25 protein-coding genes and 1 pseudogene are annotated in these 26,799 nt (G+C 62.5%); 13 read left to right on the forward strand and 13 right to left on the reverse strand.

Translation table 11 applies throughout. From position 1 onward, the window contains the following. The first annotated feature begins 20 nt into the window (after positions 1-20). The gene (locus AB3G88_RS16180) at positions 21-1,082 is read left to right on the forward strand and encodes an FUSC family protein (protein ID WP_400529471.1); all 1,062 of its coding nucleotides are present in this window, start codon (positions 21-23) and stop codon (positions 1,080-1,082) included. A gap of 176 nt (positions 1,083-1,258) precedes the next feature. Here AB3G88_RS16180 and AB3G88_RS16185 read toward each other — a convergent pair whose 3' ends face one another. Continuing rightward, positions 1,259-2,017 carry a TetR/AcrR family transcriptional regulator gene (locus AB3G88_RS16185; protein ID WP_099583281.1) on the reverse strand — a complete coding sequence of 253 codons (759 nt, stop codon included), beginning with the start codon at positions 2,015-2,017 and terminating at the stop codon, positions 1,259-1,261. Between the two features lie 357 nt (positions 2,018-2,374). On the opposite strand from AB3G88_RS16185, the gene AB3G88_RS16190 reads away from it, so the two are divergent. From AB3G88_RS16190 to AB3G88_RS16205, 4 genes are read left to right on the forward strand one after another with little or no spacing between them, the layout of a single operon-like run. After that, positions 2,375-3,082 carry an ABC transporter ATP-binding protein gene (locus AB3G88_RS16190; protein ID WP_480450680.1) on the forward strand — a complete coding sequence of 236 codons (708 nt, stop codon included), beginning with the start codon at positions 2,375-2,377 and terminating at the stop codon, positions 3,080-3,082. After that, on the forward strand, positions 3,079-4,278 hold the full coding sequence (locus AB3G88_RS16195; RefSeq protein ID WP_158876753.1) for an ABC transporter permease: 1,200 nt from the start codon (positions 3,079-3,081) through the stop codon (positions 4,276-4,278). The genes AB3G88_RS16190 and AB3G88_RS16195 overlap by 4 nt, the downstream gene beginning before the upstream one ends. After that, positions 4,271-5,734: a TolC family protein gene (locus tag AB3G88_RS16200; protein WP_480450682.1), complete on the forward strand. Its 1,464-nt coding sequence runs from the start codon at positions 4,271-4,273 to the stop codon at positions 5,732-5,734. Before AB3G88_RS16195 ends, AB3G88_RS16200 begins: the two co-directional genes overlap by 8 nt. Beyond that, positions 5,724-6,965 (forward strand): efflux RND transporter periplasmic adaptor subunit, encoded by a 1,242-nt coding sequence (locus AB3G88_RS16205; RefSeq protein ID WP_480450684.1) that lies wholly within the window; start codon positions 5,724-5,726, stop codon positions 6,963-6,965. The genes AB3G88_RS16200 and AB3G88_RS16205 overlap by 11 nt, the downstream gene beginning before the upstream one ends. Positions 6,966-7,006: 41 nt before the next feature. On the opposite strand, the gene AB3G88_RS16210 is transcribed toward AB3G88_RS16205, so the two are convergent. The 11 genes from AB3G88_RS16210 to AB3G88_RS16260 form a co-directional block, all read right to left on the reverse strand. Next, complete coding sequence (locus AB3G88_RS16210; RefSeq protein WP_480450686.1) at positions 7,007-8,401, reverse strand: FAD/NAD(P)-binding protein; 1,395 nt, start codon at positions 8,399-8,401, stop codon at positions 7,007-7,009. A 12-nt stretch (positions 8,402-8,413) separates the two neighbouring features. Continuing rightward, positions 8,414-9,181 (reverse strand): ABC transporter ATP-binding protein, encoded by a 768-nt coding sequence (locus AB3G88_RS16215; RefSeq protein WP_480450688.1) that lies wholly within the window; start codon positions 9,179-9,181, stop codon positions 8,414-8,416. Positions 9,182-9,184: 3 nt separating this feature from the next. After that, a complete protein-coding gene (locus AB3G88_RS16220) occupies positions 9,185-10,525 on the reverse strand; it encodes an ABC transporter substrate-binding protein (protein WP_400529479.1) in 1,341 nt (446 codons plus the stop codon). Between the two features lie 19 nt (positions 10,526-10,544). Continuing rightward, positions 10,545-11,594 carry a branched-chain amino acid ABC transporter permease gene (locus AB3G88_RS16225; protein ID WP_480450690.1) on the reverse strand — a complete coding sequence of 350 codons (1,050 nt, stop codon included), beginning with the start codon at positions 11,592-11,594 and terminating at the stop codon, positions 10,545-10,547. Between the two features lie 4 nt (positions 11,595-11,598). After that, positions 11,599-12,480 (reverse strand): branched-chain amino acid ABC transporter permease, encoded by an 882-nt coding sequence (locus tag AB3G88_RS16230; RefSeq protein WP_158876741.1) that lies wholly within the window; start codon positions 12,478-12,480, stop codon positions 11,599-11,601. Then, positions 12,480-13,250 (reverse strand): ABC transporter ATP-binding protein, encoded by a 771-nt coding sequence (locus AB3G88_RS16235; RefSeq protein WP_099583271.1) that lies wholly within the window; start codon positions 13,248-13,250, stop codon positions 12,480-12,482. The genes AB3G88_RS16230 and AB3G88_RS16235 overlap by 1 nt, the downstream gene beginning before the upstream one ends. Continuing rightward, positions 13,247-14,095: an AMP-binding protein gene (locus tag AB3G88_RS16240; protein ID WP_480450693.1), complete on the reverse strand. Its 849-nt coding sequence runs from the start codon at positions 14,093-14,095 to the stop codon at positions 13,247-13,249. Before AB3G88_RS16240 ends, AB3G88_RS16235 begins: the two co-directional genes overlap by 4 nt. A 112-nt stretch (positions 14,096-14,207) precedes the next feature. Further along, positions 14,208-15,641 carry an LLM class flavin-dependent oxidoreductase gene (locus AB3G88_RS16245; protein ID WP_480450695.1) on the reverse strand — a complete coding sequence of 478 codons (1,434 nt, stop codon included), beginning with the start codon at positions 15,639-15,641 and terminating at the stop codon, positions 14,208-14,210. Beyond that, positions 15,641-15,967, reverse strand: a complete 327-nt coding sequence (locus tag AB3G88_RS16250; RefSeq protein WP_112195946.1) for an acyl-CoA dehydrogenase — start codon at positions 15,965-15,967, stop codon at positions 15,641-15,643. Before AB3G88_RS16250 ends, AB3G88_RS16245 begins: the two co-directional genes overlap by 1 nt. A gap of 12 nt (positions 15,968-15,979) precedes the next feature. Further along, a complete protein-coding gene (locus AB3G88_RS16255) occupies positions 15,980-17,176 on the reverse strand; it encodes an SfnB family sulfur acquisition oxidoreductase (protein ID WP_112195948.1) in 1,197 nt (398 codons plus the stop codon). A gap of 154 nt (positions 17,177-17,330) precedes the next feature. Then, complete coding sequence (locus tag AB3G88_RS16260) at positions 17,331-17,894, reverse strand: helix-turn-helix domain-containing protein (RefSeq protein WP_112195950.1); 564 nt, start codon at positions 17,892-17,894, stop codon at positions 17,331-17,333. A 93-nt stretch (positions 17,895-17,987) separates the two neighbouring features. On the opposite strand from AB3G88_RS16260, the gene AB3G88_RS16265 reads away from it, so the two are divergent. The 7 genes from AB3G88_RS16265 to AB3G88_RS16295 all read left to right on the forward strand — a co-directional run bounded on the left by AB3G88_RS16265 (position 17,988) and on the right by AB3G88_RS16295 (position 25,162). Continuing rightward, positions 17,988-18,917, forward strand: coding sequence for a DMT family transporter (locus AB3G88_RS16265; RefSeq protein ID WP_099583265.1), 930 nt, complete (start codon positions 17,988-17,990; stop codon positions 18,915-18,917). 205 nt (positions 18,918-19,122) lie between these two features. Beyond that, positions 19,123-22,044, forward strand: coding sequence for a monovalent cation/H+ antiporter subunit A (locus AB3G88_RS16270; RefSeq protein WP_480450698.1), 2,922 nt, complete (start codon positions 19,123-19,125; stop codon positions 22,042-22,044). Beyond that, entirely contained in the window at positions 22,044-22,388 is a 345-nt protein-coding gene (locus tag AB3G88_RS16275; protein WP_003192163.1) for a Na+/H+ antiporter subunit C, read from the forward strand. Before AB3G88_RS16270 ends, AB3G88_RS16275 begins: the two co-directional genes overlap by 1 nt. Continuing rightward, positions 22,385-24,067, forward strand: coding sequence for a monovalent cation/H+ antiporter subunit D (locus AB3G88_RS16280; RefSeq protein WP_480450700.1), 1,683 nt, complete (start codon positions 22,385-22,387; stop codon positions 24,065-24,067). Before AB3G88_RS16275 ends, AB3G88_RS16280 begins: the two co-directional genes overlap by 4 nt. Continuing rightward, positions 24,064-24,552, forward strand: a complete 489-nt coding sequence (locus AB3G88_RS16285; protein ID WP_480450702.1) for a Na+/H+ antiporter subunit E — start codon at positions 24,064-24,066, stop codon at positions 24,550-24,552. The genes AB3G88_RS16280 and AB3G88_RS16285 overlap by 4 nt, the downstream gene beginning before the upstream one ends. Further along, a complete protein-coding gene (locus AB3G88_RS16290; RefSeq protein WP_005789171.1) occupies positions 24,549-24,827 on the forward strand; it encodes a K+/H+ antiporter subunit F in 279 nt (92 codons plus the stop codon). Before AB3G88_RS16285 ends, AB3G88_RS16290 begins: the two co-directional genes overlap by 4 nt. Continuing rightward, positions 24,824-25,162 carry a Na+/H+ antiporter subunit G gene (locus AB3G88_RS16295; protein ID WP_112195958.1) on the forward strand — a complete coding sequence of 113 codons (339 nt, stop codon included), beginning with the start codon at positions 24,824-24,826 and terminating at the stop codon, positions 25,160-25,162. Before AB3G88_RS16290 ends, AB3G88_RS16295 begins: the two co-directional genes overlap by 4 nt. 65 nt (positions 25,163-25,227) lie before the next feature. On the opposite strand, the gene AB3G88_RS16300 is transcribed toward AB3G88_RS16295, so the two are convergent. Beyond that, the gene (locus AB3G88_RS16300; RefSeq protein WP_112195960.1) at positions 25,228-25,686 is read right to left on the reverse strand and encodes an HIT family protein; all 459 of its coding nucleotides are present in this window, start codon (positions 25,684-25,686) and stop codon (positions 25,228-25,230) included. Between the two features lie 240 nt (positions 25,687-25,926). Between AB3G88_RS16300 and AB3G88_RS16305 the strand changes: the two are divergent. Then, positions 25,927-26,391: pseudogene (locus tag AB3G88_RS16305) on the forward strand (type IV secretion protein Rhs); the annotation flags it as partial. Positions 26,392-26,799: the final 408 nt, after the last annotated feature.

The following is a 26,799-nucleotide window of genomic DNA, read 5'->3' on the forward strand; positions in this document are numbered from 1 at the left end:
CCGAGGCCCCTTTAATACTGATGAATCTGCCACTCTTCGCTCGGCGCCTGTTGCGCCCGCTGCTCGACCCGTACCGGCGCTATCGCCACGCCAAGCTGATCCACGCCGTGCGTGTGTCCATCGGCCTGCTGGCGACGATCCTGCTGACCACCGGCATCAACCTGCCCCATGGCGAATGGGCCTCGGTGACCATGCTGATCGTGATCGGTGGCTTGCAGCACCACGGCAATATCGGCAAGAAAGCCGTGGAGCGCGCCTACGGCACCTTGATCGGCGCCAGCGTCGGCCTGCTGCTGGTGGTGCAACAGGCCTACTTCGGCCAGCCACTGCTGACCTATTTGTTGATGTCGGTGGTGTGCGGATTCTTCTCATATCACGCCATCGGCAAGGGCGGCTACATCGCGCTGCTGTCGGCGATCACGGTATTTATCGTCGCCGGCCACGGAGACAATCCGCTGTCCGACGGGTTGTGGCGCACCGTGGATATCCTGATCGGCATCGTGCTGGCCCTGGCGTTTTCCTTCGCCCTGCCGCTGTACGCCGTGTACTCGTGGCGCTACAACCTGGCCAGCGCCTTGCGTGATTGTGCGGCGATTTACAGCCGGATCATCAATGGCCAATCGGTCACCGATGATGAACACCTCAAACTGCTTAACCGCCTGAATGCGGCGATGGTGCAACTGCGTTCGCTGATGCCGTCGGTGTCCAAGGAAGTGCGAGTGTCCATGACCGAACTCGACGCAATCCAGCGCCACCTGCGCATGTGCATCAGCACCCTGGAGATTCTCGGCAACACCCGGCCGGATCCGCGTGATGAACACGCGACGGCGCGGATGCAGGTGATGTTGAAAGCCGAGCACCGGCAGATACGGGTGCAGTTGGTGGGAATGGCTCGGGCCTTGAAATCCGGAGTGACGGAGCGGCTGGAGCGGCCGAGCCATGCCGGCCTGAACGAGCCTGCGCTGGATGCGCCGGTCTACAGCGCGCTGAATGGCTACCGGTTGTTGACGCTACAGTTGGCGGCGAATGTTGATGCCATGCGTCAGCGGCTGGCCAAGAGTGCCGGGCGTTGGAAGATCTAAGAAATGGCTATTTGACGCATTTGACGCATTTGTCCACGTCAACACTTTCACACTTTCTCTTACATTTTTTTCACGTTTTATTCACATCCCAGGCCGTACTGTGAAGCCTCATCCGTTACAAATGTTGCATATCAAGCCCGCCGCCCCAGCGGGCTTTTTTTTGCCTGGGATTTGATCTAGCGCGCGACTTTGCCGACAGGTGCAGAGGCTTGCTCGCGAATCGCCCGTTGGGTGTCCAGCACCCTGGCCAACGCGGTTTCTGCCTCGGGGCTTTGCTGCGGGACACGAATCGCTGCCGAGACCAGGGTGATCAGCTTGGCCATCACCTCGGCATCCGTGGCCGGGCGGCCCAGGCTCATGGAGTTCATCAACAGGCGCAGCTCGGTACCGGCCATCACCCCGGAAATCGCCTTGAGGGCAAATTGCAGGCGCACACCCAGTTCGTTGCGCGGCAAATCCGGCAACGCCAGGGCGAAGGCTTCGAAAAAGCGTTGGAACACCGGCTGGTAATGCACCTTGAGGTATTCCTGGATAAACGGTGAGGTGTCGCTGTACACACGGCCCAGGAAACGAATGAACGAACGCCCTTCCCCACTGGCACTGGCCGGGTCGCTGCGCTCCAGGCCCATGGCCGGAGCGAAGAGCACACCGAGCAAGGTGTCGCAATCGAGGGGGCCATCGGCTTCGGCTTCACAACGTGCCAATAGCTCCAGGCGCTGCTCGTTGAGCGGCTCCAGGCGTTGCATCAGCAGGGTCTTCATCAGGGAGTCCTTGTCCCCGAAGTGGTAGTTCACGGCAGCCAGGTTCACCTGGGCACGCTCGGTAATCTGCCGTAACAACACCGCGTCATAACCGTACTTAATAAAGAGCGCCTCTGTCGCATCCAGCAATCGAGTCTTGGTAATGTTTGGAGCGCTGAGTTTCTTCGCGACCATAAAGGGTTCCACGGCGGAAATATTGTTTTAAAAAATAATTTGATTTTTTATACCGGGGCGGCCGTTCGAAAGCAAGTAGTGACACACCGCCATATCATCCAAAGCCTTTGCCAGCGGGCATTTTGCGGCCAGCCTGGGGTATTTGGGCAGCTCCTCACACTGACGGGTTAAATCGTTTCAAAGGGTAAAACCGCTCTACATCCATGGCTGGCGAAGCACTGGGAACACGGTTAGTATTCAAACAATATTTTAAAAACAAGAAATAAAACCAGTCCGTGACGCATACCAGGCAGCTCCCGAACTTGTTACAAGGATTTACAGGGGCATGCCGGCGGCGTCGAGACTGCAGGCGTAGTCATGATGACACAGACCCCCGCGCACCCAGGCTTGATCTCCCTGCAACGCATCGGCAAACGTTATCAGTTGGCCGGGCAAAAGCTGTCCATTCTCAATGACGTGTGCCTGTCCATCGCCCGCGGTGACAGCTGCGGCATCCTCGGCGCCTCCGGTTCCGGCAAGAGCACCCTGCTCAATATCCTTGGCCTGCTGGACCTGCCCAACAGCGGCCAGTACCACTTTGCCGGCCACGATATTTTGAGCGCCACCCCGGACGAACTGGCGGCGATCCGCAACCAGCAGATCGGTTTTGTCTTCCAGAGCTTCAACCTGCTGCCGCGCCTCAGCGCCCTGGACAACGTCGCCCTGCCCCTGAGCTATCGCGGTGTGTCGCGCCATGAATCGGTGGAACAGGCCCAGCGCATGCTCGAACAGGTAGGCCTGGCCGACCGCGCCCACCATCGCCCCGCCGACCTCTCCGGCGGCCAGCGCCAACGCGTGGCCATCGCCCGAGCCTTGGTGGGCAAACCCTCGGTGATCCTGGCCGACGAACCCACCGGCAACCTCGACAGCAGCACCGCCCAGGACATCATGGACCTGCTGCTGGCGCTGAATCGCGAGCAGCAGGTCACGCTGATCATCGTCACCCACGACGCGCAGATCGCCGAACGCCTGGAGCGCAAGATCCTGGTGCGCAACGGCGTGGTGCACGAGGTCGGTCGCCCATGAGCCTGCGGGTCGAACAGAGCCTCAGCCAACTGCTGCATGAAGCCTTCATCAGCCTGCGCACCCTGGGCAAGCGCTCGGTTCTGGCGCTGCTGGGCATTGTTATCGGCAGTTCATCGGTGGTGGCGCTGATCAATATCGGCCACAACGCGGCGGTGGATGCCGCGCTGATTTTCAAGGACATGGGCACTGACACCCTGGTGGTGCAGTTCCCGCCCAAAGGCAGCAGCAATGTGCCGATGCGCGCCCAACTCGACCTGCAAGCAGTGCGAGCGGCTGTGCCGGGCATCGCGCATATCGGCGCACTCAGCCTGTTCAGCGGGCCTATCGTGTTCCATGGCCGCAGCGTCAACGCCAACTTTGTCGGCAGCACGCCGGACATTCCCCAGACGATGCGCCTGCAACTGCAGCAGGGGCGTTTCCTGTCGGGCTTCGATGCCAACGAAACCTATGGCGTGATCGGCAACCAGGTCGCTCAGGCCCTGGGGGCGCCGGGCGACCCGCTGCAACTGGGCGACCGCGTGCGCATCAACGACTACCTGTTCCTGATCGTCGGCATCCTGCACAACCAGCCCAGGGCGATGCTGATGCCAGTGCAGGCCAACGAGTCGTTGTTCATCCCCGCCGAAGGCATGCGCCGCATCTACGCCATGCCGCAGATCGGCAACGTGATCATCCGCGCCGCGCCCGGCCAGGACATGGAGCGCATCGCCAAGGAGGCCGCCAGTGCCTTGCAAACCCAACTTACCGAGCATTCTGTCGACATCCAGGTACCCCAGCAGATGATCGATGGCATGACCCGGCAAAGCCGCACCTTCGCCTACCTGCTGCTGGCGCTCGGTGCGATTTCCCTGGTGGGCGGTGGCGTGGGGGTGATGAACGTGATGCTGATGAACGTCTCGGAGCGGCGCCGCGAGATCGGCATTCGCATGGCCCTGGGCGCTCGCCAGCGGGATATCCGCAACCTGTTCCTGCTCGAAGCCGTGACCCTTACCGCCGTCGGCGCGCTGTGCGGCGCAGTGCTGGGCATGAGCGCCGCCTGGCTCTACGCCTGGCTGTCGGGCTGGGAATTCGCACTGGCGGCTGCCGCCCTGCCCCTCGGCGTGGGCAGCACGTTGCTGGTGGGTTTGTTCTTTGGCATCTATCCGGCGGTCTCGGCCTCGCGCTTGCAACCGGTGGAGGCCCTGCGTGATGAGTAAATGGCTCTGCCTGCTGGCGCTGATCAGCCTGCCCGGCGTGGCGGCCGACGTGGTCATCCGCCCCTCGGCCCCCAGCAGCAGCCGCAGCGTGTCGCTGAACGCCCAGGTCACCACCCTGACCCTGGGCGACGCGGTGTACCTGGGCCTGCGCAAGAACCCGGCAATCCGCAGTGCCTACCTGCAACGCGTCGCGCAGAAGTTCGATCTGCGGGTGGCCGAAGACGTGTTCAACCCCAAGCTCACCCTCAACAGCTATTACCGCGGCACCCGTGGCTCCCAGGACAGTGCACGCAACGCCAACCTCGCACCGTCCAGCAGCCTGCTCGGCGAGTACGGTACGCGCCTGAGCATGGCCTGGACTCAACAGCTGAACAACGCCGACCGCGCCGGCCGCTACCGCAGCGACGGCCTGGACCTGGCGATCATCCAGCCGCTGATGCGCGGCGCCGGCTGGGACGCCACGACCGCGCCGCTGCGCCTGTCGCGGCTGTCGGAACAGGCCAACCGCCTCAACCTCAAGGCCACCGTGGCACAGACCATCAGCCAGATCATCGCCACCTACCGCGAATTACTGCGCGCCCAGGAGCAACTGCTGATCGTGCAGGAAGCCCTCAAGCGCTCCGATACGTTGCTCGAAGTGAACAAGGCCTTGATCAGTGCCGGACGCATGGCCGAGTTCGAGATCGTGCAGACCGAGGCCGACATCGCCACCCAGCAACTGGGCGTGGAAGAAGCGCAAAACCAACTGGACAGCAATCGCCTGGCGCTCCTGCGCCTGCTGGCCCTGGACCTGTCCACGCCGATTCGCGCCACCGAAGCCCTGGAGGCCAAGCCCATGCTGATCGACAAGCGCCAGGCCTTCACCCTGGCGCAAACCCAGCAACCGGAATACCTCGCCGCACTGCTCGGCAGCCAGCAAGCCGACCTCAACCTGGTGATCGCCAAGGACTCCGGGCGCTGGCAGGTGGATCTGGTGGCCGGCGCGAATCAGATCCGCGACAACTACAATAACGACGCCGGCAGCAGCAACAACCGCACGTGGGATAGCTACGCCGGGGTGCAGGTGCAAATCCCCATCGGCGACATCAGCACGCGCCAGGCCGAAGTGCGTGCACGGGTGAACGTGGAGGATCAGGCCATCCGTATCACCGACGCCCGCCAGGAGCTGGAACGCAGCGTCAACGACGTGGTGCGCGACCTCGGCACCCGCTGGCGTCAGTATGAAATCTCCCAACGCGCGGTGGAGCTGTCACGGCGCAAGATCGAGATCGAACGGGAAAAACTCAGCGCCGGGCGCTCCACCAACTTCCAGGTGCTGAGTTTCGAGACCGACCTGCGCAACGCCGAAAACGCGCAGCTCAACGCATTGATCGCTTATTTGAACGCCCAGACACAGCTCGACCTGACCCTGGGCATGACGCTGGAAAGTTGGGAAATCGCCCTCAATGACTACTAATCGAAAACGCCTGCTGGGCGCTGTGGTGATCTTGTTGCTGGTCGGTGCCGGGCTGGCCCTGCGCAGCCCTGCGTCCGATCCCGCCAGCACCGCCGAGCAATGGCTGGCCGTGAAACCCGACCCGCTGGTGCACCAGATCGGCCTGGTGGGCAAGATCGAGCCTGACACCACCCTCACCCTCACCGCGCCGTTCGACGGTAACGTGCAGGCCAACCTGGTGGAGCCAGGCCAACGGGTCGAGGCGGGTCAAGTGCTGCTGCGCATGGACCCGGCCACCCTCGAAGTGCAATTACGCGACGCACTCTCCGCCCAGCTCAAGGCCCGACGCACCGTGCAAGAGATGCAGGACTGGGACAGCAGCCCCGCCGTCAGCCGCGCCCGCCGCAGCCTGCGCACCACCGAGATGACCGCCGGCAACACCCAGCGCAAACTCACCGAAAGCGACAACCTGTTCAAGCGCGGCATCATCCCGCGCAACGAGCTGGACGACCTCAAGCAACAGGCCCAACAGCAACAACTGGACCTCGCCTCCGCCCGCAGCGAACTGCAACAGGCCCTCGACCAGGGCAAGGGTGAATACCGCCAGATCGCCGATATGGAACTGACCAACGCTACGGTGAAATACGAGGCCCTGCGCACGTTGCTCGACGGCCGGGAGGTCAAGGCGCCGTTCTCCGGCATCGTGGTGCCCGCGCCCGGCAACAACACGCCCCAAGGCGGCATCAACACCAACGCCCCAATCCAGGCCGGGAGCAAAGTCAGCCAGGGCCAGGTGCTGTTTGGCCTGGCGAATATCGAACGGCTGAAGATTGTCGCCAAGGTCTCGGAGTTGGACATCAACCAATTGCATCAGGGCCAGGCGGTGGAAGTCATGGGCGACGGGTTTGATGGCGAGCGGCTGACCGGCTCGGTCAGCGTGGTCAGCGGCTTGGCGATGGCCAGTGACAGCCAGGGCAGTGCGCAGTTTCCAGTGACCTTGTCGATCCCCAAGCTGACCCCACAACAGTTGCAGCGGGTGCGTCTGGGCATGAGTGCGCGGTTGACCATCGTCACCTACAACAACGAGCAGGCGATTGTGGTGCCCGCGCAGGCGGTCGTTGGCGGTGAAGTGGAGTATCGGGAGGCGATGGACAAACCGGTGGAGCGAGTCAAGGTCACGACCGGGCAAGCGACGGCGCAAGGGGTTGAGGTGTTCGGCCTGAAGCCCGGTCTTGTGAAGCTCTCACAATAATTGATGGTTCAAATCTGGGAGGGGCAATCCCCTTCCCAGATTTAGATATTGGTCAATTTTTCGGCCAGGGCTTTAGCCTGAAGCGCCACATCCGTTACCGCCGTGCTCTCCCACCACATCCCGCGCAACGGTGGGCCCATGGCAAACAATCGCTGACTGACCTGCCCCTGGGCATCCAGCACGGCGCCGGACTTGTCCGCCGCAATCCCGAGCGCCAACGGCCCAGGCTGGATCAACCCGCGCTTGAGCAACTGTTGCGGCAACGGCCGGGCCACGCGGCGCCAGTCGTATTCGATGCCGCTGGAGTTGATCAACGCAGCACCCGAGACCTGGGTCAGCACCTGTTCGCCACGATGACGCAAACGAATCGTCACGCCCTCGTGCGCAGGTGCCAAGCCCTTGAACGACGCGGCCCTGATCCGCAACCGCCCTTCCTCATGCAACCGCGCCACCAACTGCGCACTCAACGGCGGCGAGCGGTGGTGATGGCTCTCCCACCATGGCCGTACATGCCGCACAAACTGACGTTTCTCGCGCTCGCTGGCCTGGCTCCACAACCGGCCGATATGGGCACGCACGGTGTCCAGCGGCGCTTGCCAATCGATGCCCTGCGCCTGCGCGATCCGACATTGCCGCCGCACCTCATGCAGCAACTGCCGAGGGCTGCGCAGGCCGTGATCAGCGGCCAGGAAATCCTCCCAAACCGGCGGTTGCCGGCGCGCATGGGGTAGCAGGCCGTGGCGTGAAAAAATCTCGATGGGCCCGCGATGCCCGGCCTGTTCCAGGGACACCACCGCATCGACCATGGTCAGGCCGGAGCCGATGATCAGCACCGTCGACAGCGGGTCGAGCTGGGTCATGGCCTGCACATCCCAGGGGTCTACCGCCGCCGCGTTCACGCCGCTGGATTCGGTTTGGGGCGTGCGCGCCGCCGGGAACATACCGGTGGCCAACACGGCAAACGCGCCGCGCAGTTGGCGGCCGTTATCGAGGGTCAACAGGGTTGAACCCGCGTCCACTTGCAGGTCGACCACTTCAGCGCGCACATGCTCCACCGTGGACGCGGACAGCGCCTTGGCCTCGGCCAACCGCTGCTGCGCATACACGCCGAAAATCCCCCGTGGCGGAAACAGTTCGCTGATGGGCACGTGCTGCTGGTCCGACTCCGGCCAGCCGCCAGCGCCGATATAGTCGGTGAGCCATTGCGTCAGGTCATCGGCATTGTCCGGGTCGACACTCATGCGCGCCGCGTTGCCGTTGAGGGTGTGGCCCAGCTCCACAGCACTGTAGGCCTCGCCACGCCCCAGTTCGGCGCGCGGCTCGATTACCAGGATGCGGCGCCGGCCACCTAGACGCAGCAGTTGCACCGCCAGCATCGTCCCACTCAGGCCGCCGCCGATGATCAGTACATCAGCGTTGCGGATGGATTCACTCATGCAGGTTCGCCCTTACTGTTTACCCAGATAAATATCATGCAAGTCGCCCCGCGCCAGCAGTTCGGCGGCGCTGCCGCTCAAGGCCACGCGGCCAGTATCCAGCACGTAGCCGTGGGACGCATAGGTCAGCGCGACATTGATGTTCTGCTCGGCGATCAGGAAGCTCACCTGCTGCTCGCGGTTGAGCTGCGCGATGATCGCGAAAATCTCCTGCACGATCATAGGCGCCAAACCCATGGAGGGCTCGTCGAGCAGTACCAAAGTAGGACGGGTCATCAACGCCCGGCCGATGGCGACCATCTGCTGCTCGCCGCCCGAGGTGAGGCCGGCGCGGGTGTGGCGCTTGGTCTTGAGCCGGGGGAACCAGGCGTAGATGCGCTCCAGGTCGTGCTCCATGTCCTTGCGGCTCAGGCGCCGCACAAAGCCGCCGCTGCGCAGATTGTCCTCCACGGTCAGTTGGCCGAACACATGGAGCCCTTCCAGCACATGCACCATGCCCTGGCGCACGCGCTGGCTGGGGTCGACACCTGCCAGGTCCTGGCCGGCGTACGCGATCACGCCTCGGCTGACCTCGGCGCGCTCGGCCCGCACCAGACCCGAGATGGCCTTGAGGGTGGTGCTCTTGCCGGCACCATTGGCGCCGAGCAAGGCCACAATCGCGCCCTTCGGCACGTTCAGCGAGACCCCGGCCACCGCCAGGATCGCGCCGTCGTAGATCACTTCAATATCATCGACCGTCAGCAGTGACGGGCTGGCGGATTCAGCAGCGGGCTGGCTCATGGCTTATTCGTCCCCGGTGCAGGTGCGTGGCGTCAGGCCTTTTTCCTTGGCGAACGCGGCGGATTTTTCATCGATGAGCGGGCGCAACAGCACACGGTCAGCGGCGATCCAGTCGCTGACCAGCGTCCAGTTGGCGCCGTCCCATTGCTGCACCCGCGCCGAACCGCCGCCTTCGTGGTCGCTGCACGACAGCTTGACGTTCTGCATCAGGCCCAGGTAGCCCATGGCCTTGAGGCGGGCGTCGTCGATATTCAGATGCTCCAGCCCCCAACGGCCTTCTTCACCGTTGAGTGGACGCTTGCCGAACCTGGCCTGGGCGGTGCGGATCGCTTCTACCGCCACGGCGGCGTTCACCAGGCCCGAGTTGTAGTAGACGCTGCCGAAGTTCTTCAGGTCCTTGAGGTCGCTGTTGCCCTTGTCGAGGATCGATTGCTTGAGGCGCTTGTGGATCTCGAAATCGGCACCCGCCGGGTAAGGCGTCAGCGCCAGGTAGCCTTTGGCGGCCGCACCGGCCGGCAAGACGTCTTCGCTGGAACTGGCCCAGATGTCGCCGATGATGTGGTCCACCGGGAAGCCGAAGCGCGCGGCGGTCTTGACCGCCACCGGCGTCGACACGCCCCAGGTGCGCAGGAACACCCAGTCCGGGTTGGCCTGGCGCACCTGGCGCCATTGCGCCGATTGTTCGTTGCCCGGATCGGCCACCGGGATCTGGATATTTTCAAAGCCGTATTTCTCGGCCAATAACTTCAGCGGGCCGAGGGTTTCACGACCGTAGGCCGAGTCGTGGTAGACCGTGGCAATCTTCTTGCCCTTGAGTTTGTCGAAGCCGCCTTCGCGCTGGGCGATGTAGTTCACCAGCGTCGACGCCTCGCTGTAGAAGGTCAGCATCACCGGGAAGTTGTAGGGGAATACCGTGCCGTCAGTGGCTTCGGTGCGACCGTAACCGAGGGTGATCAACGGGATTTTGTCCACCTCGGCCCTTTCGCTGAGCGCATAGGCGGCCGGCGCGCCGTTGGGCTGGTACACCGCGACCGGCGCGCCGTCCAGGCCATTCTTGAAGCGCTCGTAGCACTCGATGCCCTTCTCGGCCGTCCACTCGGTCTCGCATTCCTGCCACACCAGTTTCACGCCATTGATGCCGCCTTCGACCTCGTTGATATAGCGCAGGTAGTCGATCATCCCGGCCCACACTTGCACGCCGCTGGACGCATAGGCGCCCACGCGGTAAGTCGCCAGGGGGAAGAATTGCTGATCGGCCGAGGCCATCGCCTGGGGGGCGGCAGCGGACAACGCCGCCAACGCAAAGGCCGCACTGACCAGGGATCGTTTCAAGGATGCACGCATGGAGATTCTCTTCTATAGGTCAGAAACGTAGCGGCCATTGGCGCAGCCGGTCGCGAAGGTTGTGCAACAGGCGAATCAAGCCCTCGGGTTCCTTGATCAGGAACACGATGATCAATACGCCAAAGATGATTTTCTGCAGGTTCTGCAACTGCCCCGCGTCCACCGAACCGCCGAATAACGCCTGCCCGGCATGGCTGAGAAAGATCGGCAGCAAACTGATGAACGCCGCGCCGACGAAGTTGCCGGCGATGCTGCCCATGCCGCCAATAATGATGATGAACAGGATCTGGAATGAACGGTTGATATCGAAGCTGCTGGCGCTGGCCGTGCCCAGGTAGGCGAACGCCCACAACGCACCGGCAATCCCCAGGTAAAACGAGCTGACCGCAAACGCCAGGCGCTTGTAACGCACCACCGGGATGCCGACCACGGCGGCGGCGGTGTCCATGTCGCGGATCGCCATCCAGTTGCGCCCCACCTGGCTGCGCACCAGGTTCACCGCGGCCCAGGTCAACAGCAGCACCGTGACCAGCGTCAGCCAGTAACGACCGAGCGGCGTGTTGAGGTCATGGCCCAACAGCGCAAGCCTGGGCGCCGAGATGGTCCCGGACGAGCCGTAGTTGTAGAACCAGGAAAACTTGACGAACAGCCACTCCAGGAAAAACTGCGCGGCCAATGTGGTGACCATCAGGTAGAAGCCTTTGATCCGCGAGCTGGGCAACCCGAACACCAGGCCGACCAAGGCGCTGATAATCCCACCGCCGAGCAACGCCACCGGCAACCCCAGCTCCGGCAGGCGCAGCAGGAAGCCGTAGGTCGCAAAGGCGCCGACCGCCATGAACCCCGCAGCACCCACCGAGGTTTGCCCGGTGTAGCCGGTCAGCAGGTTCAAGCCCAACCCGGCCAGCGACAGCACCAGAAACGGGATCAGGATCGCATTGAGCCAATAGTCATTGCCCCACAGCGGCACCCCCACAAAGGCCAACCCCAGCAGACCGAAAAGGCCCCAAGGCACTCGTCGCGGGACCAGCAATAACGGCGCGGTTTGTTGAGCAACAGGGATCGACATGGTTTCAGACTCGCTCAATGGCGCGCTCGCCGAACAGGCCGGCGGGACGGATATACAGGAAGGCCAGGGCCAGGACATAGGCGAACCACGGCGTGATGCCGCCGCCGATCAGCGGGCCGATATACACCTCGGCAAGGTTCTCCGCCGCGCCGACGATCAGCCCGCCGACAATCGCGCCGCCAATCGAGGTAAAGCCGCCGATGATCAACACGGGCAAAGCCTTGAGCACCACCAGCGACAGCGAAAACTGCACCCCCTGGCGTGCGCCCCACAACAAACCGGCCACCAGCCCGACAATGCCAGCCACCGCCCAGACGATCTGCCAGATGCGGTTGAGGTTGATGCCGATGGACAGCGCCGCCGTGGTGTCATCCGCCACGGCGCGCAGGGACACGCCGATGCGGGTTTTGTTGAACAGCAGCGCGAGCACCGTCACCAGCACCACGGCAGCCGCGGCGGCGATCAGGTCGAACTGACTGAGCATCAGCGGGCCAACAAACAGCGGCACGTCGTCGATGCCCAGGTCCAGGGCACGCACTTGCGCGCCCATCAAGCCTTGGGCCAGGCCTTCGATAATGAACGACAGGCCCAAAGTGGCCATGAACAGGGTGATCTGCGAACGGTTCACCAGTGGCCGCAATACCAGGCGCTCGATAAGCAACGCGCCGACGATCATCACGATCACCGTCAGCAGCAGCGCCAGGGCAAACGGCACGCCCTGGTCGTGCAGGCTGACGAAGGTCAACGCGGCAAACAGCAGCATCGCACCCTGGGCAAAGTTGAACACGCCGCTGGCTTTGTAGATCAGCACAAAGCCGATGGCGACCAGGGAATACAGGGTGCCGGCGAGCAGGCCGCCGAGCAGGGTTTCGAAGAAGAAGGTCATCAGTGCACGGCCCCCAGGTAGGCGGCGATCACCTCGGGATTGGCCTGCACCTGTGCCGGCGTGCCGTCGCCGACTTTGCGCCCGTAGTCGAGCACCACCACATGGTCGGACAGGCCCATCACCACGCCCATGTCGTGTTCGATCAACACCACGGTAGTGCCGAGGTCGCGGTTCACGTCAGCGACGAAGCGCGCCATGTCCTGTTTCTCTTCGGCGTTCATGCCAGCCATGGGTTCGTCGAGCAGCAACAGGCTCGGCCCGGCAATCAATGCGCGGCCCAGCTCCACACGCTTTTGCAGGCCGTAGGACAAGTTGCCCACCAGCACATCGCGGTGGGCTTGCAGCTCCAGAAACTCAAGGATGGCTTGGCCACGCAGGCGAAAGGCCTCGGCTTCACGTCGCGCACGGGGCAAGCCGAGGGCCTGCTCGATAACACTGCTGCGCATATGCCGCGACAGGCCGGTGAGGAGGTTGTCGAGCACGCTCATTTTCTTGAACAGCGCGTTGTTCTGGAACGTCCGGCCAATGCCACGGCGTGCGGCCCCCAAGGGGTCGATGCGGTGGAAGTGTTGCGCCTCGAAAACGATCTCGCCCGCGTCAAAGCGATACACGCCATTGAGCACGTTGAGCAACGAACTTTTACCGGCGCCGTTAGGGCCGATCAACGCGCAGATCTCGCCGCGCCGCACCTCGAAAGACAAGGCGTTGATGGCCTTGACCCCTTTGAATGACAGCGAGATATCGCGCACCTGGAGAATAGCGTCACTCATGCGATATCCCGTTTGAATTCGGCCAGCCACACCGGCTCGGCCGTGGATTTGAGGGGCTGCCAGATAAAGGCCAGGCGCTGGAAGCCCAGCAGTTTGCTCACGCGGTTTTTCAGCAGCCGGCGCAGGCCGCTTTGGGGGTGAGCGATGGCCCAGTCGCACAGGCGTCGACGCCAGGTGCCGTGGGGGGCCAGGCGGCTTTCGATCTCGTCGGCCAAGTGCTGTAACCGCTCGGGCGACAGCAGCAGGCCGGTAGGCGCGACTTCGCCGCGATCACGCTGCGCCGAGGCCAGGCTTTCCGGAAATGCCAGGCCGTGGCCGCTGCTCAGCCATTGCTCCAGCAGGACGTCCAGGCCGCCCTGCCAGTGGGTACCCTCCTCGCTCCACAACGCGGTTTCGCCGGTGGGTTGCCACCAGCGCTGCAGGTGTTGCGCCGGGTCCACGGGGCCGAGTAACTGGGCGAAATCCAAGCGCTGGGTGAACGCCCAATCGCACTGGCGACCTTGAACGTAGGCGTGACTGGGATGGATGCGCCACAGGTGTTGTTCCAGTGCCTGCGGCTCAAGGTTATCGGCCAGCGTCAGCACGTGTGCGCCGACGGACTGGGCCGCCAACGCCAGCAGCAACAGGTTCGGCTCAAAGGCGCCGCTGAGCACCAGGCGTGACTGGACGCTGAAACCTTGCTGGCGCAAACCATCGGCCAGCCGCTCGACGTCGCGCAAGGTGTCGATCCAGCGCCAGGCATACCACTGCCCCTGGCGCTTGTGGCGCAGGGCGATGTGCAACGGCGTGAGTTGCGACCAGTGGCGCAGTTGCTCCAGAGAGGCCGTTGGTTCGTGCACGCTCATAGGGGATTGCTCCTATTGGGGGGTGGGCGTGCGGTGGTCCGCTGGCTGGAATAGATCAAGCAATTAAGATCAACATGTGGGAGGGGGCTTGCCCCCGATAGCAGTGTGTCAGTCACGAGTGTTCTAACTGACCCACCGCTATCGGGGGCAAGCCCCCTCCCACATTGGAATTTTGTGCACCAGATAGATCGCGGTAGCTGGCGCCTGGATGGTTGGCGCCCAGTCGCGCGCCGTCGCCAAACAACTTCTCACGCAACGTGCCCTGGGCGTATTCGGTCTTGTACACGCCACGCTTCTGCAACTCCGGAACAAGCCATTCCACGGCGTCGACAAAGGCTTCATGGGTCAGCGCATAGGCCAGGTTGAAGCCGTCCACATCGGTCTCTTCGACCCACTCCTGCAACAGGTCCGCCACGGTCTCCGGGCCGCCGACGAACAGTGGGCCAAAGCCGCCGATACCGACCCAATCGGCCAGCTCGTTGGGCGTCCAGACCTTGTTCGGGTCCGCCGTGGAAAAGGCTTCCACCGCCGATTGAATTGCATTGGTGTGCACGTGCTTGAGCGGTTCGTCCGGTTTGAACTGGCTGAAGTCGATGCCGGTCCAGCCGGAGATCAGCGCCATGGCGCCTTCGTAGCTGACGTAGGATTTGTACTCGTCAAACTTGGCTTTAGCCTTGGCGTCGGTTTCGTCGACGATCACCGTCTGCAAGTTGAAGATAAGGATTTTCTTCGGATCACGCCCAGCCTCGGCGGCACGACGGCGGATGTCGGCCACGGTCTTTTTCAGCAGCACCTTGGACGGCGCAGCGACGAACACACATTCGGCCTGCTCGGCGGCGAACTGCTTGCCACGGCTGGACGCGCCAGCCTGGTACAGCACCGGCGTGCGCTGCGGCGACGGCTCGCACAGGTGAATGCCGGGCACCTGGAAGTGTTTGCCGACGTGGCGGATCTCGTGGATTTTGCTCGGGTCGCTGAAAACCCGTCGTTCGCGGTCACGCAGGACCGCGCCCTCTTCCCAACTGCCTTCCCAGAGTTTGTAGCAAACCTGCAGGTATTCCTCGGCGTAGTCGTAGCGCGCGTCGTGTTCGGTCTGGGCTTTCTGGCCGAGGTTCTTGGCGCCGCTTTCCAGGTACGAGGTGACGATGTTCCAGCCGATGCGGCCCTTGGTCAGGTGGTCGAGCGTCGACAGACGACGGGCGAACGGATACGGATGCTCGAAGGACAACGAAGCGGTCAGACCAAACCCCAGGTGCTCGGTGACCAACGCCATTGGTGCGATCAGCGACAACGGGTCGTTGACCGGCACTTGGGTGGCCTGGCGAATCGCCGCGTCGCCGTTGCCGTTGTACACGTCGTAGATGCCCAGCACGTCGGCGATAAACAGACCGTCGAACTTGCCGCGTTCGAGGATTTTCGCCAGGTCGGTCCAGTATTCCAGGTCCTTGTACTGCCACGAACGGTCACGCGGGTGCGCCCACAGGCCGGGAGATTGGTGGCCGACACAGTTCATGTCGAAGGCGTTCAAACGAATTTCACGGGCCATCACAGCACTCCGTTGAGGTGGTAGTTGCCGACGACTTGGTATTTCCAGCGCAGCGGGTCATCGACGGTCGACGGCAGTGCAGTACGTTGACCGGTCAGTTCGAATTCGGCGTTGCTGGCGGCAATCAGTGCTTCGGCGGCGGCGATCTGCGCCTCGGTGGCGGCGACCGGGCTGGGGTGGGTGTCGGCGCGTTCAAGCAAGGCAGCGGCCACGTCGACGCGGATCTGCAAGTCGCCGAAGCGGCTGATCACATAGGGGTCGTCGCTTTTTTCGACATGGCGGCGAGTGCTGTCCAGCAGTTGGCGTGCGAGATTCAAGGCAGTCATGGGTCAGGTTCCTCAGTTCCAGGCGTGGCGCGCAGGCTTCACGCCGTTGAGCACGAAGTTGCCGATCAGGTGGTATTTCCAGCGGGCCGGGTCGTGCAAGGTGTGGGTGCGTGCGTTGCGCCAGAAGCGGTCGAGGTTGTGCTTGGCGGTGACCGAGCGGGTGCCGGCCAGTTCAAAGAGTTTGCTGCTGGCGAGCAACGCCGTTTCGGCGGACAGCACCTTGGCCTGGGCGACGATCAGCGAGGCGTTGGCGACGGTGTCTTCATTCGGTTCAGCGAGGGCTTGGTCCACGGCAATACCGGCCTTGGCGAGGATCGCTTCGGTGCCGTGCACGCGCCATTCCAGATCGCCAATGGCGGCGATGGTGAACGGGTCCTGCCAGCCGTGATCCTGCTGGCTGTCGATCCACGGTCGCGATTGACGGGCATAGATCTTGGCCTGTTCGAGGGCGCCGAGGGCAATGCCGGTGTCGACCGCCGCCTGGATGATCTGCGAAATCGGGCCGTCGGCCGTGGGCTGGTCGAACGCCAGGTGGGCGGGGATCACCGCGCTCAGGGGCACGGTCACGCCGTCGAGGGTCACGCCGCCGCTGGCGGTGGTGCGTTGGCCGAAGCCGTCCCAGTTGTCGATCACGGTAAGGCCTGGCGCGTCGCGTTCGACGAGACCAATAAACGCCTGGCCTTTTTCGTTATTACCGACGGTGGGCACGATATGGGCGAACAACGCGCCGGTGCAGTAGAACTTCTCGCCGTTGATTTGCGCGGTGTCGCCATGAAAGCGGATCTGGGTGTCGAAGGTGCCGGCGTTTTTGCTCTTGGCCTCGGAAAAGGCATTGCCGAAGCGATAACCCGCCAGCACCTTGCCGAAGTAATGAAGCTTTTGTTCCTCGGTGGCGGTTTGCAGCAGGATGTCCACCACACCCAGGTGGTTCTGCGGGATCTGCCCCAATGACGGGTCGGCGGCGGAGATCAACTTGATCACTTCAGCCACTGTCACATAGGACACACCAGCGCCGCCGTAGGCCTTGGGAACGGTGATGCCCCACAAGCCGCTGGCCGAGAATTCGTCGAGTTCGGCTACCGGTAAGCGGCGGTCGCGGTCACGCACGCTGGCGTCGACCGCAAAACGCTCGGCCAGGCGCGTGGCGACCTCGATGGCCTCCGCGTCCGAGCGGATGATATGGGCAGGTTGTTGAGGGTGGGCTGACATGGGCCGACTCCAGGCTCCGAGGGAATATCGGAGTGATTGCAGGAGTCGTGCCTGAATTTAATCGTCAGTAAAATCAGTAGTTTGCCGCGAAAAGCAGGGGTTGAGCGCGGTTGCAAACCAGCAAAATGTGCATCCACTGTTGCCAGGCAGACAGTTAGATCACCACGTTGCGCACAAAGCGCACGGCCACGTCACCGTCATTGCGATAAACGTGGTGCTGGTGACTGGCGAACATGAAGAACTCGCCGGCGCCGATGGTGTTTTCCTGGTCGCCGATCACCAGCGTCAGGTTGCCCTCGAACACAAACAGTTGCTCGCTCCAGCCTTCCAGGTCGGGGTCCGGGCAATAGCGGTCGCCGGGTTCAAGGCGCCACTCCCACAGCTCAACCTCGCGGCGTGCAGTGGCCTTGGCGAGCAACACCGCTTTGCTCCCGGCAATTTCACCGGCCCAGGCCAGTTCGTTGATGCGGCTGTGATCGCGTACGTCCGGCGCCTGGATCAGGTCGCTGAACGCCACGTCCAACGCTTCGGCCACACGGTCGAGGGTCGACAGGCTGACGTTCTTCTCCCCGGCCTCGATGGCCACCAGCATGCGCCGGCTGACCCCGGACTTTTCCGAGAGCGCGGTCTGGCTCAGGTCGGCGGCGTGGCGCAGGCGACGAACGTTCTGGCTGACGTGCTGCAGGACCGAAGCCCGTTGTGGATTTTCTTTGTGCACTATATTGCTCAATGGGTGGGTGTGCGCAGTATACTGCCCAGCGTGCGGCGCATTGTGCGGTCCGTGCCTTTCCCTGTGCAAGACCGAGCTGCCATGACCACCGCCAAAACCCCTTCGCGTTTCAACCGTTTCAGCAAAGCCGAATGCATCCTGGTGTTTATCACCATGATCTGGGGCGGCACCTTTTTGCTGGTACAGCACGCCATGACGGTGAGCGGCCCGATGTTTTTCGTGGGCCTGCGCTTTGCGGCGGCGGCCATTGTGGTGGGCTTCTTCTCGCTGCGCACCTTGCGCGACCTGACCCTGTTTGAATTGAAGGCCGGGGTGTTTATCGGTGTGGCGATCATGTTTGGCTACGGCTTGCAGACCATCGGCCTGCAAACGATCCTGAGCAGCCAGTCGGCGTTTATCACCGCGCTGTATGTGCCGTTCGTGCCGTTGTTGCAATGGTTGGTCCTGGGCCGTCGTCCTGGGTTGATGCCGAGCATTGGCATCATGCTCGCATTTGCCGGGTTGATGTTGTTGACCGGGCCAGCGGGGGCTTCGTTGAATTTCAGCCCCGGTGAAATCGCTACGTTGATTGGTGCCATTGCGATTGCAGCAGAAATCATCCTGATCAGCGCATTTGCAGGTCAAGTGGATGTACGCCGGGTGACGGTGGTGCAACTGGCCACGGCGTCACTGCTGTCGTTCCTGATGGTGGTGCCGATGGGTGAGGCGCTGCCGGGGTTCTCGTGGTTGCTGCTGTTCAGTGCGGTGGGCCTGGGCTTGACCAGCGCGGTGATCCAGGTCGCGATGAACTGGGCGCAACAGAGCGTTTCACCGACGCGGGCCACGTTGATCTATGCCGGTGAGCCGGTGTGGGCTGGGGTGGTCGGGCGGATTGCCGGCGAGCGCTTCCCGCCGATTGCGATGCTGGGGGCGGCGTTGATTGTGGTGGCGGTGATTGTGAGTGAGATGAAGACCAAGGGGCAGAAGGCGGTTGACTTGGCCGATGCGTTGGAACAAAAGCGTCAGGGATAGCCTCCAGATACTGTGGTGCCTGTAATATTGCCATCGCGGGCAAGCCCGGCTCCCACAGGGGTCGGCATTCCAATTCTGCGAATTTTGAAACAGTGCCAAATAGGAGTTTTCATCCTACCTTGTAGGATCCTGCCACATCTTGCCGTTTGGTGATCAACAAAGCGGCACGTATGATGCATCCCAAACTCCCGCAGATTAGAAGCCTATGTCCCTGATAGTTCTACTGCTTCTGCCATTCATTGGCAGCTGTCTGGCGGCCTTGCTGCCGCACAATGCACGTAACACCGAATCCCTGTTGGCCGGCCTTGTGGCCCTGGTCGGCACTCTTCAAGTCGCCCTGCTCTACCCCCAGATCGCCCACGGTGGCGTGATCCGCGAAGAATTCATGTGGTTGCCCAGCCTCGGCCTGAATTTCGTCTTGCGTATGGATGGGTTTGCCTGGCTGTTCTCGATGCTGGTGCTCGGCATCGGCTCGCTGGTGGCGTTGTATGCGCGCTACTACATGTCGCCAGATGACCCGGTGCCGCGCTTCTTCGCGTTTTTCCTGGCCTTTATGGGCGCCATGCTCGGGCTGGTGATCTCCGGCAACCTGGTCCAGATCGTGTTCTTCTGGGAACTGACCAGCCTGTTCTCGTTCCTGTTGATCGGCTATTGGCACCACCGCGCCGATGCCCGACGCGGCGCCTACATGGCGCTGATGGTCACCGGCGCGGGCGGCTTGTGCCTGCTGGCCGGGGTGATGCTGCTGGGGCATATCGTCGGCAGCTATGACCTGGACCGGGTACTGGCGGCGGGCGATCAGATCCGCGCACATGCGCTGTACCCGGTGATGCTGGCCCTGGTGCTGATCGGCGCACTGAGCAAAAGCGCGCAGTTCCCGTTCCACTTCTGGCTGCCCCACGCCATGGCCGCACCGACGCCGGTATCGGCCTATCTGCATTCGGCGACGATGGTGAAGGCCGGCGTGTTCCTGCTGGCCCGCCTGTGGCCGGCGCTGTCGGGCAGCGAAGAATGGTTCTGGATCGTCGGCGGCGCCGGCGCCCTCACCCTCCTCCTCGGCGCTTACTGCGCCATGTTCCAAAACGATCTCAAGGGCCTGCTGGCCTACTCCACGATCAGTCACCTCGGGCTGATCACCTTGCTGCTGGGGCTCAACAGCCCGCTGGCCGCCGTCGCCGCAGTGTTCCATATCCTCAACCACGCCACCTTCAAGGCCTCGCTGTTCATGGCGGCGGGCATCATCGACCACGAAAGCGGCACCCGCGATATCCGCAAGCTCAGCGGCCTGGTGCGCCTGATCCCGTTCACCGCGACCCTGGCGATGGTGGCCAGTGCCTCCATGGCCGGCGTGCCGTTGCTCAATGGCTTCCTGTCCAAAGAGATGTTCTTCGCCGAAACGGTGTTTATCTCGGCGACAAAATGGGTGGAAATAGCGCTGCCGGTGATCGCGACCATCGCCGGCACTTTCAGCGTGGCCTATGCGCTGCGCTTTACCGTCGATGTGTTCTTCGGCCCGCCCGCCACCGACCTGCCGCACACGCCCCACGAACCGCCACGCTGGATGCGTGCCCCGGTCGAGTTGCTGGTGTTCACCTGCCTGCTGGTGGGGATTTTCCCGGCCCAGGTGGTCGGCTCGATCCTTGCGGCTGCCGCACTGCCGGTGGTCGGCGGTGTGCTGCCCGAGTACAGCCTGACCATCTGGCACGGCTGGAACGCGCCGATGATCATGAGCCTGGTGGCCATGACCGGCGGCGTGCTGCTCTACCTGATGTTGCGCAAACAACTTAAACGCGGGCGCTTCAAGTACCCGCCGCTGGTGGGCTACTTCAATGGCAAGCGCGGCTTCGAGCGCTGCCTGGTGGTGATGATGCGCGGCGTGCGCAAAATCGAAAAACGCATCAGCACCAAGCGCCTGCAAACCCAGTTGTTCCTGTTGGTGATCGTCGCGGTGATCGGCGCCATGATCCCGATGCTCAACAGTGGCCTCAGCTGGGGCGACCGCCCGAAGATCCCCGGCTCCATCGTCTTCGTCACCCTGTGGCTGCTGGCGATTGCCTGTGCCCTCGGCGCCGCCTGGCAAGCCAAGTACCACAGGCTGGCGGCCCTGACCATGGTCAGCGTGTGCGGCATGGTCACTTGCGTGACGTTTGTATGGTTCTCGGCACCGGACCTGGCGCTGACGCAACTGGTGGTCGAGGTCGTGACGACGGTGCTGATCCTGCTTGGCCTGCGCTGGCTGCCACGGCGGATCGAGGAAGTCTCGCCACTGCCAAGCTCGCTGCGCAAGGCGCGCATTCGCCGCCTGCGTGACTTCCTGCTGTCCACCGCAGTGGGTGGCGGCATGGCGCTGCTGTCCTATGCGATGCTGACCCGCCAGACGCCCAACGATATTTCCTCCTTCTACCTGAGCCGCGCCCTGCCCGAAGGCGGCGGCAGCAATGTGGTGAACGTCATGTTGGTGGACTTCCGTGGCTTCGATACCCTTGGCGAAATCACCGTGCTCGGCGCCGTGGCGCTGACGGTGTACGCCCTGCTGCGCCGCTTCCGCCCGTCCAAGGAAAGCATGCAACTGCCTGCCCAACAGCGCCAACTGGCGCCGGACGTGGCCACCGACCTGGTCAACCCGCGCCAGGCCAGCGACACCGCCCTGGGCTTCATGATGGTGCCGGCGGTGCTGGTGCGCCTGCTGCTGCCGATTGCGCTGGTGGTGTCGTTCTACCTGTTCATGCGCGGCCACAACCAACCGGGCGGCGGGTTTGTCGCCGGGCTGGTGATGTCGGTGGCTTTTATCCTGCAATACATGGTCGCCGGTACACAGTGGGTCGAGGCGCAGATGAGCCTGCGGCCGATGCGCTGGATGGGTTTTGGCCTGCTGTCCGCCACGCTCACCGGGCTCGGCGCGCTGTTTGTCGGCTACCCGTTCCTCACCACTCACACCTGGCATTTCAGCCTGCCGCTGCTGGGCGATATCCATGTCGCCAGTGCGTTGTTCTTTGACGTCGGCGTGTACGCCATGGTCGTCGGCTCGACCTTGCTGATGCTCACCGCCCTCGGTCACCAGTCGGTGCGCGCGCACAAACCGAGCAACCAGGCCAAAGCCGTTGCCGCCACAGAAGGAGCCGCCTGATGGAAGAAGTCATCGCAATTGCCATTGGGGTCCTGGCGGCCTCCGGCGTCTGGTTGATCCTGCGGCCACGGACGTTCCAGGTGGTGATGGGCCTGTGCCTGTTGTCGTACGGGGTCAATCTGTTCATTTTCAGCATGGGCAGCCTGTTTATCGGCAAGGAGCCGATCATCAAGGACGGCGTGCCGCAAGACCTGCTCAACTACACCGACCCGCTGCCACAGGCCTTGGTGCTGACGGCCATCGTGATCAGCTTTGCCATGACCGCCTTGTTCCTGGTGGTGCTGCTGGCCTCCCGTGGCCTGACCGGCACGGACCATGTGGACGGCCGGGAGCCCAAGGAATGAATTGGGTCAATCAACTGATCGTCGCGCCGATCCTGCTGCCGCTGCTGACCGCCGGGCTGATGCTGATGCTCGGCGAGAAGCGCCGCCCGCTCAAAGCCAGGATCAACCTGTTCTCCAGCGTGATCGGCCTGGGCGTCGCCGTGTTGCTGCTGTACTGGACGCAAAAAGGCGGCCCCGGTTCGATTGGCGTGTACCTGCCGGGCAATTGGCAGGTGCCATTCGGCATTGTGCTGGTGGTGGACCAACTGTCGGCGCTGATGCTGGTGCTCACCGGGATTATCGGCGTGAGCGCGCTGCTGTTCGCCATGGCCCGCTGGGACCGTGCGGGCACCAGTTTCCATGCGTTGTTCCAGGTGCAGATGATGGGGTTGTACGGCGCGTTCCTGACCGCCGACCTGTTCAACCTGTTCGTGTTCTTCGAGGTGCTGCTGGCGGCGTCCTACGGTTTGATGCTGCACGGTTCCGGCCGTGCGCGGGTGTCGGCGGGGCTGCATTACATCGCAATCAACCTGCTGGCGTCGTCGCTGTTCCTGATTGGCGCGGCGATGATCTACGGGGTGACCGGCACGCTGAACTTCGCTGACCTGGCGCTGAAAATCCCGCTGGTACCGGAGGCCGATCGCGGCCTGCTGCATGCCGGTGCGGCAATCCTGGCGACAGCGTTTTTGGCCAAGGCCGGCATGTGGCCGCTCAACTTCTGGCTGGCGCCCGCCTATTCCTCGGCCAGCGCGCCGGTGGCGGCGATGTTTGCGATCATGACCAAGGTTGGCGTGTACACCGTGCTGCGCCTGTGGACGCTGCTGTTCTCCGGCCAGGCCGGCGCTTCGGCGCTATTTGGTGGCGACTGGCTGGTGTACGGCGGCATGGCGACTATCGTCTGCGCGGCGCTGGCGATGGTGGCGGCGCAACGCCTGGAACGTATGGCCAGCCTGAGTATCCTGGTGTCAGCCGGGATCCTGCTGTCGGCGGTCGGGTTTGCCCAGCCGAGCCTGACCGCAGGCGCGCTGTTTTATCTGGTCAGCTCCACACTGGCCTTGAGTGCGCTGTTCCTGCTGGCCGAATTGATCGAGCGTTCGCGTTCGGCCAATGACCTGCCGCTGGATGAAGAAATCGATGCGTTGCCCAAAGCCATGGAATCCCTGCATCCGCGTCCCGGTGTGAACCTCGATGACGAGCAAAAGGCCGTGGTCGGCCAAGTGATTCCGTGGACCATGGCGTTCCTGGGCTTGAGCTTTGTCGCCTGCGCCCTGCTGATCATCGGCATGCCGCCGCTGTCCGGGTTTATCGGCAAGCTCAGCTTGTTGAGTGCGCTGGTCAATCCACTGGGCCTGGGCAGCGGCCTGGAAGGCCCGATCCGACCTGCAGCGTGGGGCCTGATGGCCTTGCTGATCCTGTCCGGCCTGGCCTCGCTGATCGCGTTCGCCCGCCTGGGTATCCAGCGTTTCTGGACACCGGAAGAACGCCCATCGCCCTTGCTGCGTCGCTATGAGTGCGTGCCGATCTTCTTCCTGCTGGGCCTGAGCATCCTGCTGACCTTCAAGGCCGAGCCGCTGATGCGCTACACCCAGGCCACCGCTGTCAGCCTGAACAACCCGGAAGCCTACGTGATGGCGGTCATGGCCACGCGCCCAGTGCCCAGCCCTGAAGCCAAAGCGGCCGCCCTGGAGGTGCAACCATGAAGCGCCTGTTTCCTGCCCCGTGGTTGTCCCTGGCATTGTGGGTGCTGTGGCTCGTGCTGAACCTGTCCGTCAGCCCTGGTCATCTGCTGCTGGGTGCTGCGCTGGGGGTGCTTGCCCCGCTGCTGATGGCGCCGTTGCGTCCGCTGCCGATCCGCGTCCGCCGCCCCGGTGTGATCATCCGCCTGTTCTTCCTGGTGGGCCGCGATGTGATCGTCTCCAACCTGCAAGTGGCCTGGGGCGTGCTGACGTGCGGCTCGCGCCCACCGCGTTCGCGTTTCATCAAGATCCCCCTCGACCTGCGTGACGCCAACGGCCTTGCCGCCCTGTCGATGATCACCACCGTGGTGCCCGGCACCATCTGGTCGGAACTGGCCCTGGACCGCAGCATCCTGCTGCTGCACGTCTTCGACCTGGATGACGAAGCGGCCTTCATCGAACATTTCAAAAGCGCCTACGAACGGCCATTGATGGAGATCTTCGAATGAGCGCCCTGCTCTCCAATGCGATCCTGTTCAGCCTGTTCCTGTTCTCCCTGGCCATGGTGCTGACCCTGATCCGCCTGTTCAAAGGCCCATCGGCCCAGGACCGGGTCCTGGCGCTGGACTACCTGTACATCCTGGCGATGCTGATGATGCTGGTGCTGGGCATTCGGTATGCCAGTGACACCTACTTTGAAGCGGCGCTGCTGATCGCACTGTTCGGCTTCGTCGGCTCGTTTGCCCTGGCCAAATTCCTGCTGCGTGGGGAGGTGATTGAATGATGCCGTTATGGATGGAAATCGTCGTGGCTGTGCTGCTGGTATTAAGCAGTGTGTTTGCGCTGATTGGCGCCGTTGGGCTGCTGCGCATGAAGGACTTTTTCCAGCGCATGCACCCGCCAGCACTGGCCTCCACATTGGGCGCATGGTGCGTGGCACTGGCGTCGATTATCTACTTTTCGGCACTCAAGTCCGCGCCGGTGTTGCACGGCTGGCTGATCCCGATCTTGTTGGCGATCACCGTGCCGGTGACTACATTGCTGCTGGCGCGTACCGCGCTGTTTCGCAAGCGTATGGCTGGGGATGATGTCCCGGCCGAGGTCAGCAGCCGCCGCTGATTCCTGTAGAAAACATGGTCAAAACTGTGGGAGGGGGCAAGCCCCCTCCCACATTTGGAACTGCACTAGGCGAAAGATCGGATTCGCTCGGCCAGTTCTGCCAGTTCAGCATCATCCGCCCGCACGTGATCGTGGGACGAGATGTAGCCTTCATAAGCCTCAAAAAACTTATCCACTTTCGAGCTCAACGGCTTGAACGCACTGTCCTGCCCAGTCCCATGCATGGGAAACAACTTCGCATGCAGATGATCGACCCCATACCCTTCCAGCATCATCCCCGTACGCGCCACATCGGGAAACGCCCGGTCGATCAGCAAGGCGGTTTTCTTGGTGGCCACGATCAGATCAGCCAGCACCTCATCCGACTGCGCAAAGGCATAACTGCCGTAATGCTGCTTGGGGATGACCACGCTGAAGCCTGGGGTATTGGGGAAAATCGACAGGAACGCCATGTGATGTTCGTCCTCCCACAGGATATGGGCTGGGGAGGTTTTGCGGACAATGCTGCAGAAAATACAATCCATTTGAGTCGCTGCCGTTTTTGTCGTGGGTTTGGTCGTGGCGAACATCTAAAAACAGGATCGGGCGGGAGTCAAATCCTAGTTTTTAGCGGTCTCACGATTTACCGAAACCTCCCACATAAGCGCCGGATAAGCTCTACAGCTTCCCCCTGAAAACCTCTGCAAAGTCCTTCGCCTGATCACACAGTGCGAGGGATTGCAGATGGTTTTTTTCGTTAAGGCCCTGCCTGCCGGGGCTGCCTCTTGATTCCCGTCATTGCCAGCCTTGTCCTGGCCCCCATGGATCCCAACGCGCCGGATAGTGAGCGCGTCTTCGGCGACTTCCGTAATTGCCTGAACACCTTTGATGCCTGGGCCGAAAGCTTCTGGAGCGGTTCGGCGCTGAAGGTCGAGCAGGTCTTCAAGGTGGCAGACGAGGTAGAGCTGGTCGCGCCGGTTTCGTCCAAGGCACCCAGTAAAACGGTCGCCATGTGCAGTGCCCAAGGCTCGCTGACCCTGGTGCATATGTTCGAAAGCACCCGCTTCGTGCCGATCGGCAATACGCCAGTGATGCTCCAAGCCATTGCGGCGGATGGCAGCCCGATGGGCGCGCCGCTGCATCGGACCATCGGCCCCGGCGGCATCCTCGAAATCACCGAGTGTGATCGAAATCAGCCGTACCAAATCACCTTCTACCCCACTGTTTCCCAGGATCACGTCAAGGCGCTGCCATCCTATTTCGGAGCAAGAATTCAGGAGATTAACAAAATGATCTCGTTAGGCTTCATACAAGGCAACATTACCTATGATGAGCTTTCTTTGCTGGAGGATTCTGCGATTGAGGATCAAGTACATAACTTGAAGGAGGATATGCTTCAGGTTGAGTATCCGGACGGTTTCTTACTTGACGTAGGTTGGTTTCCTTCATTCGATGCAAAAGGCCACTTCCAAATAAAGGTCGTCAAAGACTATGACTGGGACTCACCTACTCTAACTCTCACCACGCAATCAATTGATACGCTAGGCAAGCTACTTCTCCGTGCACAATCTCAATTAATACAGCACTAAAAAACACGATGGATAAAAATATCGTTGTCATCGGCGGCGGCGCATGACCCGCATCGACGAACGTATCGT

The organism is Pseudomonas arvensis (assembly GCF_056688935.1).

What these genes read in the sequence shown, in the direction of transcription:
- AB3G88_RS16180 (WP_400529471.1), top strand. Translation starts at nt 21, where the DNA reads ATGAATCTGCCACTCTTCGCTCGGCGCCTGTTGCGCCCGCTGCTCGAC.
- AB3G88_RS16185 (WP_099583281.1), bottom strand. Translation starts at nt 2,017, where the DNA reads ATGGTCGCGAAGAAACTCAGCGCTCCAAACATTACCAAGACTCGATTG.
- AB3G88_RS16190 (WP_480450680.1), top strand. Translation starts at nt 2,375, where the DNA reads ATGATGACACAGACCCCCGCGCACCCAGGCTTGATCTCCCTGCAACGC.
- AB3G88_RS16195 (WP_158876753.1), top strand. Translation starts at nt 3,079, where the DNA reads ATGAGCCTGCGGGTCGAACAGAGCCTCAGCCAACTGCTGCATGAAGCC.
- AB3G88_RS16200 (WP_480450682.1), top strand. Translation starts at nt 4,271, where the DNA reads ATGAGTAAATGGCTCTGCCTGCTGGCGCTGATCAGCCTGCCCGGCGTG.
- AB3G88_RS16205 (WP_480450684.1), top strand. Translation starts at nt 5,724, where the DNA reads ATGACTACTAATCGAAAACGCCTGCTGGGCGCTGTGGTGATCTTGTTG.
- AB3G88_RS16210 (WP_480450686.1), bottom strand. Translation starts at nt 8,401, where the DNA reads ATGAGTGAATCCATCCGCAACGCTGATGTACTGATCATCGGCGGCGGC.
- AB3G88_RS16215 (WP_480450688.1), bottom strand. Translation starts at nt 9,181, where the DNA reads ATGAGCCAGCCCGCTGCTGAATCCGCCAGCCCGTCACTGCTGACGGTC.
- AB3G88_RS16220 (WP_400529479.1), bottom strand. Translation starts at nt 10,525, where the DNA reads ATGCGTGCATCCTTGAAACGATCCCTGGTCAGTGCGGCCTTTGCGTTG.
- AB3G88_RS16225 (WP_480450690.1), bottom strand. Translation starts at nt 11,594, where the DNA reads ATGTCGATCCCTGTTGCTCAACAAACCGCGCCGTTATTGCTGGTCCCG.
- AB3G88_RS16230 (WP_158876741.1), bottom strand. Translation starts at nt 12,480, where the DNA reads ATGACCTTCTTCTTCGAAACCCTGCTCGGCGGCCTGCTCGCCGGCACC.
- AB3G88_RS16235 (WP_099583271.1), bottom strand. Translation starts at nt 13,250, where the DNA reads ATGAGTGACGCTATTCTCCAGGTGCGCGATATCTCGCTGTCATTCAAA.
- AB3G88_RS16240 (WP_480450693.1), bottom strand. Translation starts at nt 14,095, where the DNA reads ATGAGCGTGCACGAACCAACGGCCTCTCTGGAGCAACTGCGCCACTGG.
- AB3G88_RS16245 (WP_480450695.1), bottom strand. Translation starts at nt 15,641, where the DNA reads ATGGCCCGTGAAATTCGTTTGAACGCCTTCGACATGAACTGTGTCGGC.
- AB3G88_RS16250 (WP_112195946.1), bottom strand. Translation starts at nt 15,967, where the DNA reads ATGACTGCCTTGAATCTCGCACGCCAACTGCTGGACAGCACTCGCCGC.
- AB3G88_RS16255 (WP_112195948.1), bottom strand. Translation starts at nt 17,176, where the DNA reads ATGTCAGCCCACCCTCAACAACCTGCCCATATCATCCGCTCGGACGCG.
- AB3G88_RS16265 (WP_099583265.1), top strand. Translation starts at nt 17,988, where the DNA reads ATGACCACCGCCAAAACCCCTTCGCGTTTCAACCGTTTCAGCAAAGCC.
- AB3G88_RS16270 (WP_480450698.1), top strand. Translation starts at nt 19,123, where the DNA reads ATGTCCCTGATAGTTCTACTGCTTCTGCCATTCATTGGCAGCTGTCTG.
- AB3G88_RS16275 (WP_003192163.1), top strand. Translation starts at nt 22,044, where the DNA reads ATGGAAGAAGTCATCGCAATTGCCATTGGGGTCCTGGCGGCCTCCGGC.
- AB3G88_RS16280 (WP_480450700.1), top strand. Translation starts at nt 22,385, where the DNA reads ATGAATTGGGTCAATCAACTGATCGTCGCGCCGATCCTGCTGCCGCTG.
- AB3G88_RS16285 (WP_480450702.1), top strand. Translation starts at nt 24,064, where the DNA reads ATGAAGCGCCTGTTTCCTGCCCCGTGGTTGTCCCTGGCATTGTGGGTG.
- AB3G88_RS16290 (WP_005789171.1), top strand. Translation starts at nt 24,549, where the DNA reads ATGAGCGCCCTGCTCTCCAATGCGATCCTGTTCAGCCTGTTCCTGTTC.
- AB3G88_RS16295 (WP_112195958.1), top strand. Translation starts at nt 24,824, where the DNA reads ATGATGCCGTTATGGATGGAAATCGTCGTGGCTGTGCTGCTGGTATTA.
- AB3G88_RS16300 (WP_112195960.1), bottom strand. Translation starts at nt 25,686, where the DNA reads ATGGATTGTATTTTCTGCAGCATTGTCCGCAAAACCTCCCCAGCCCAT.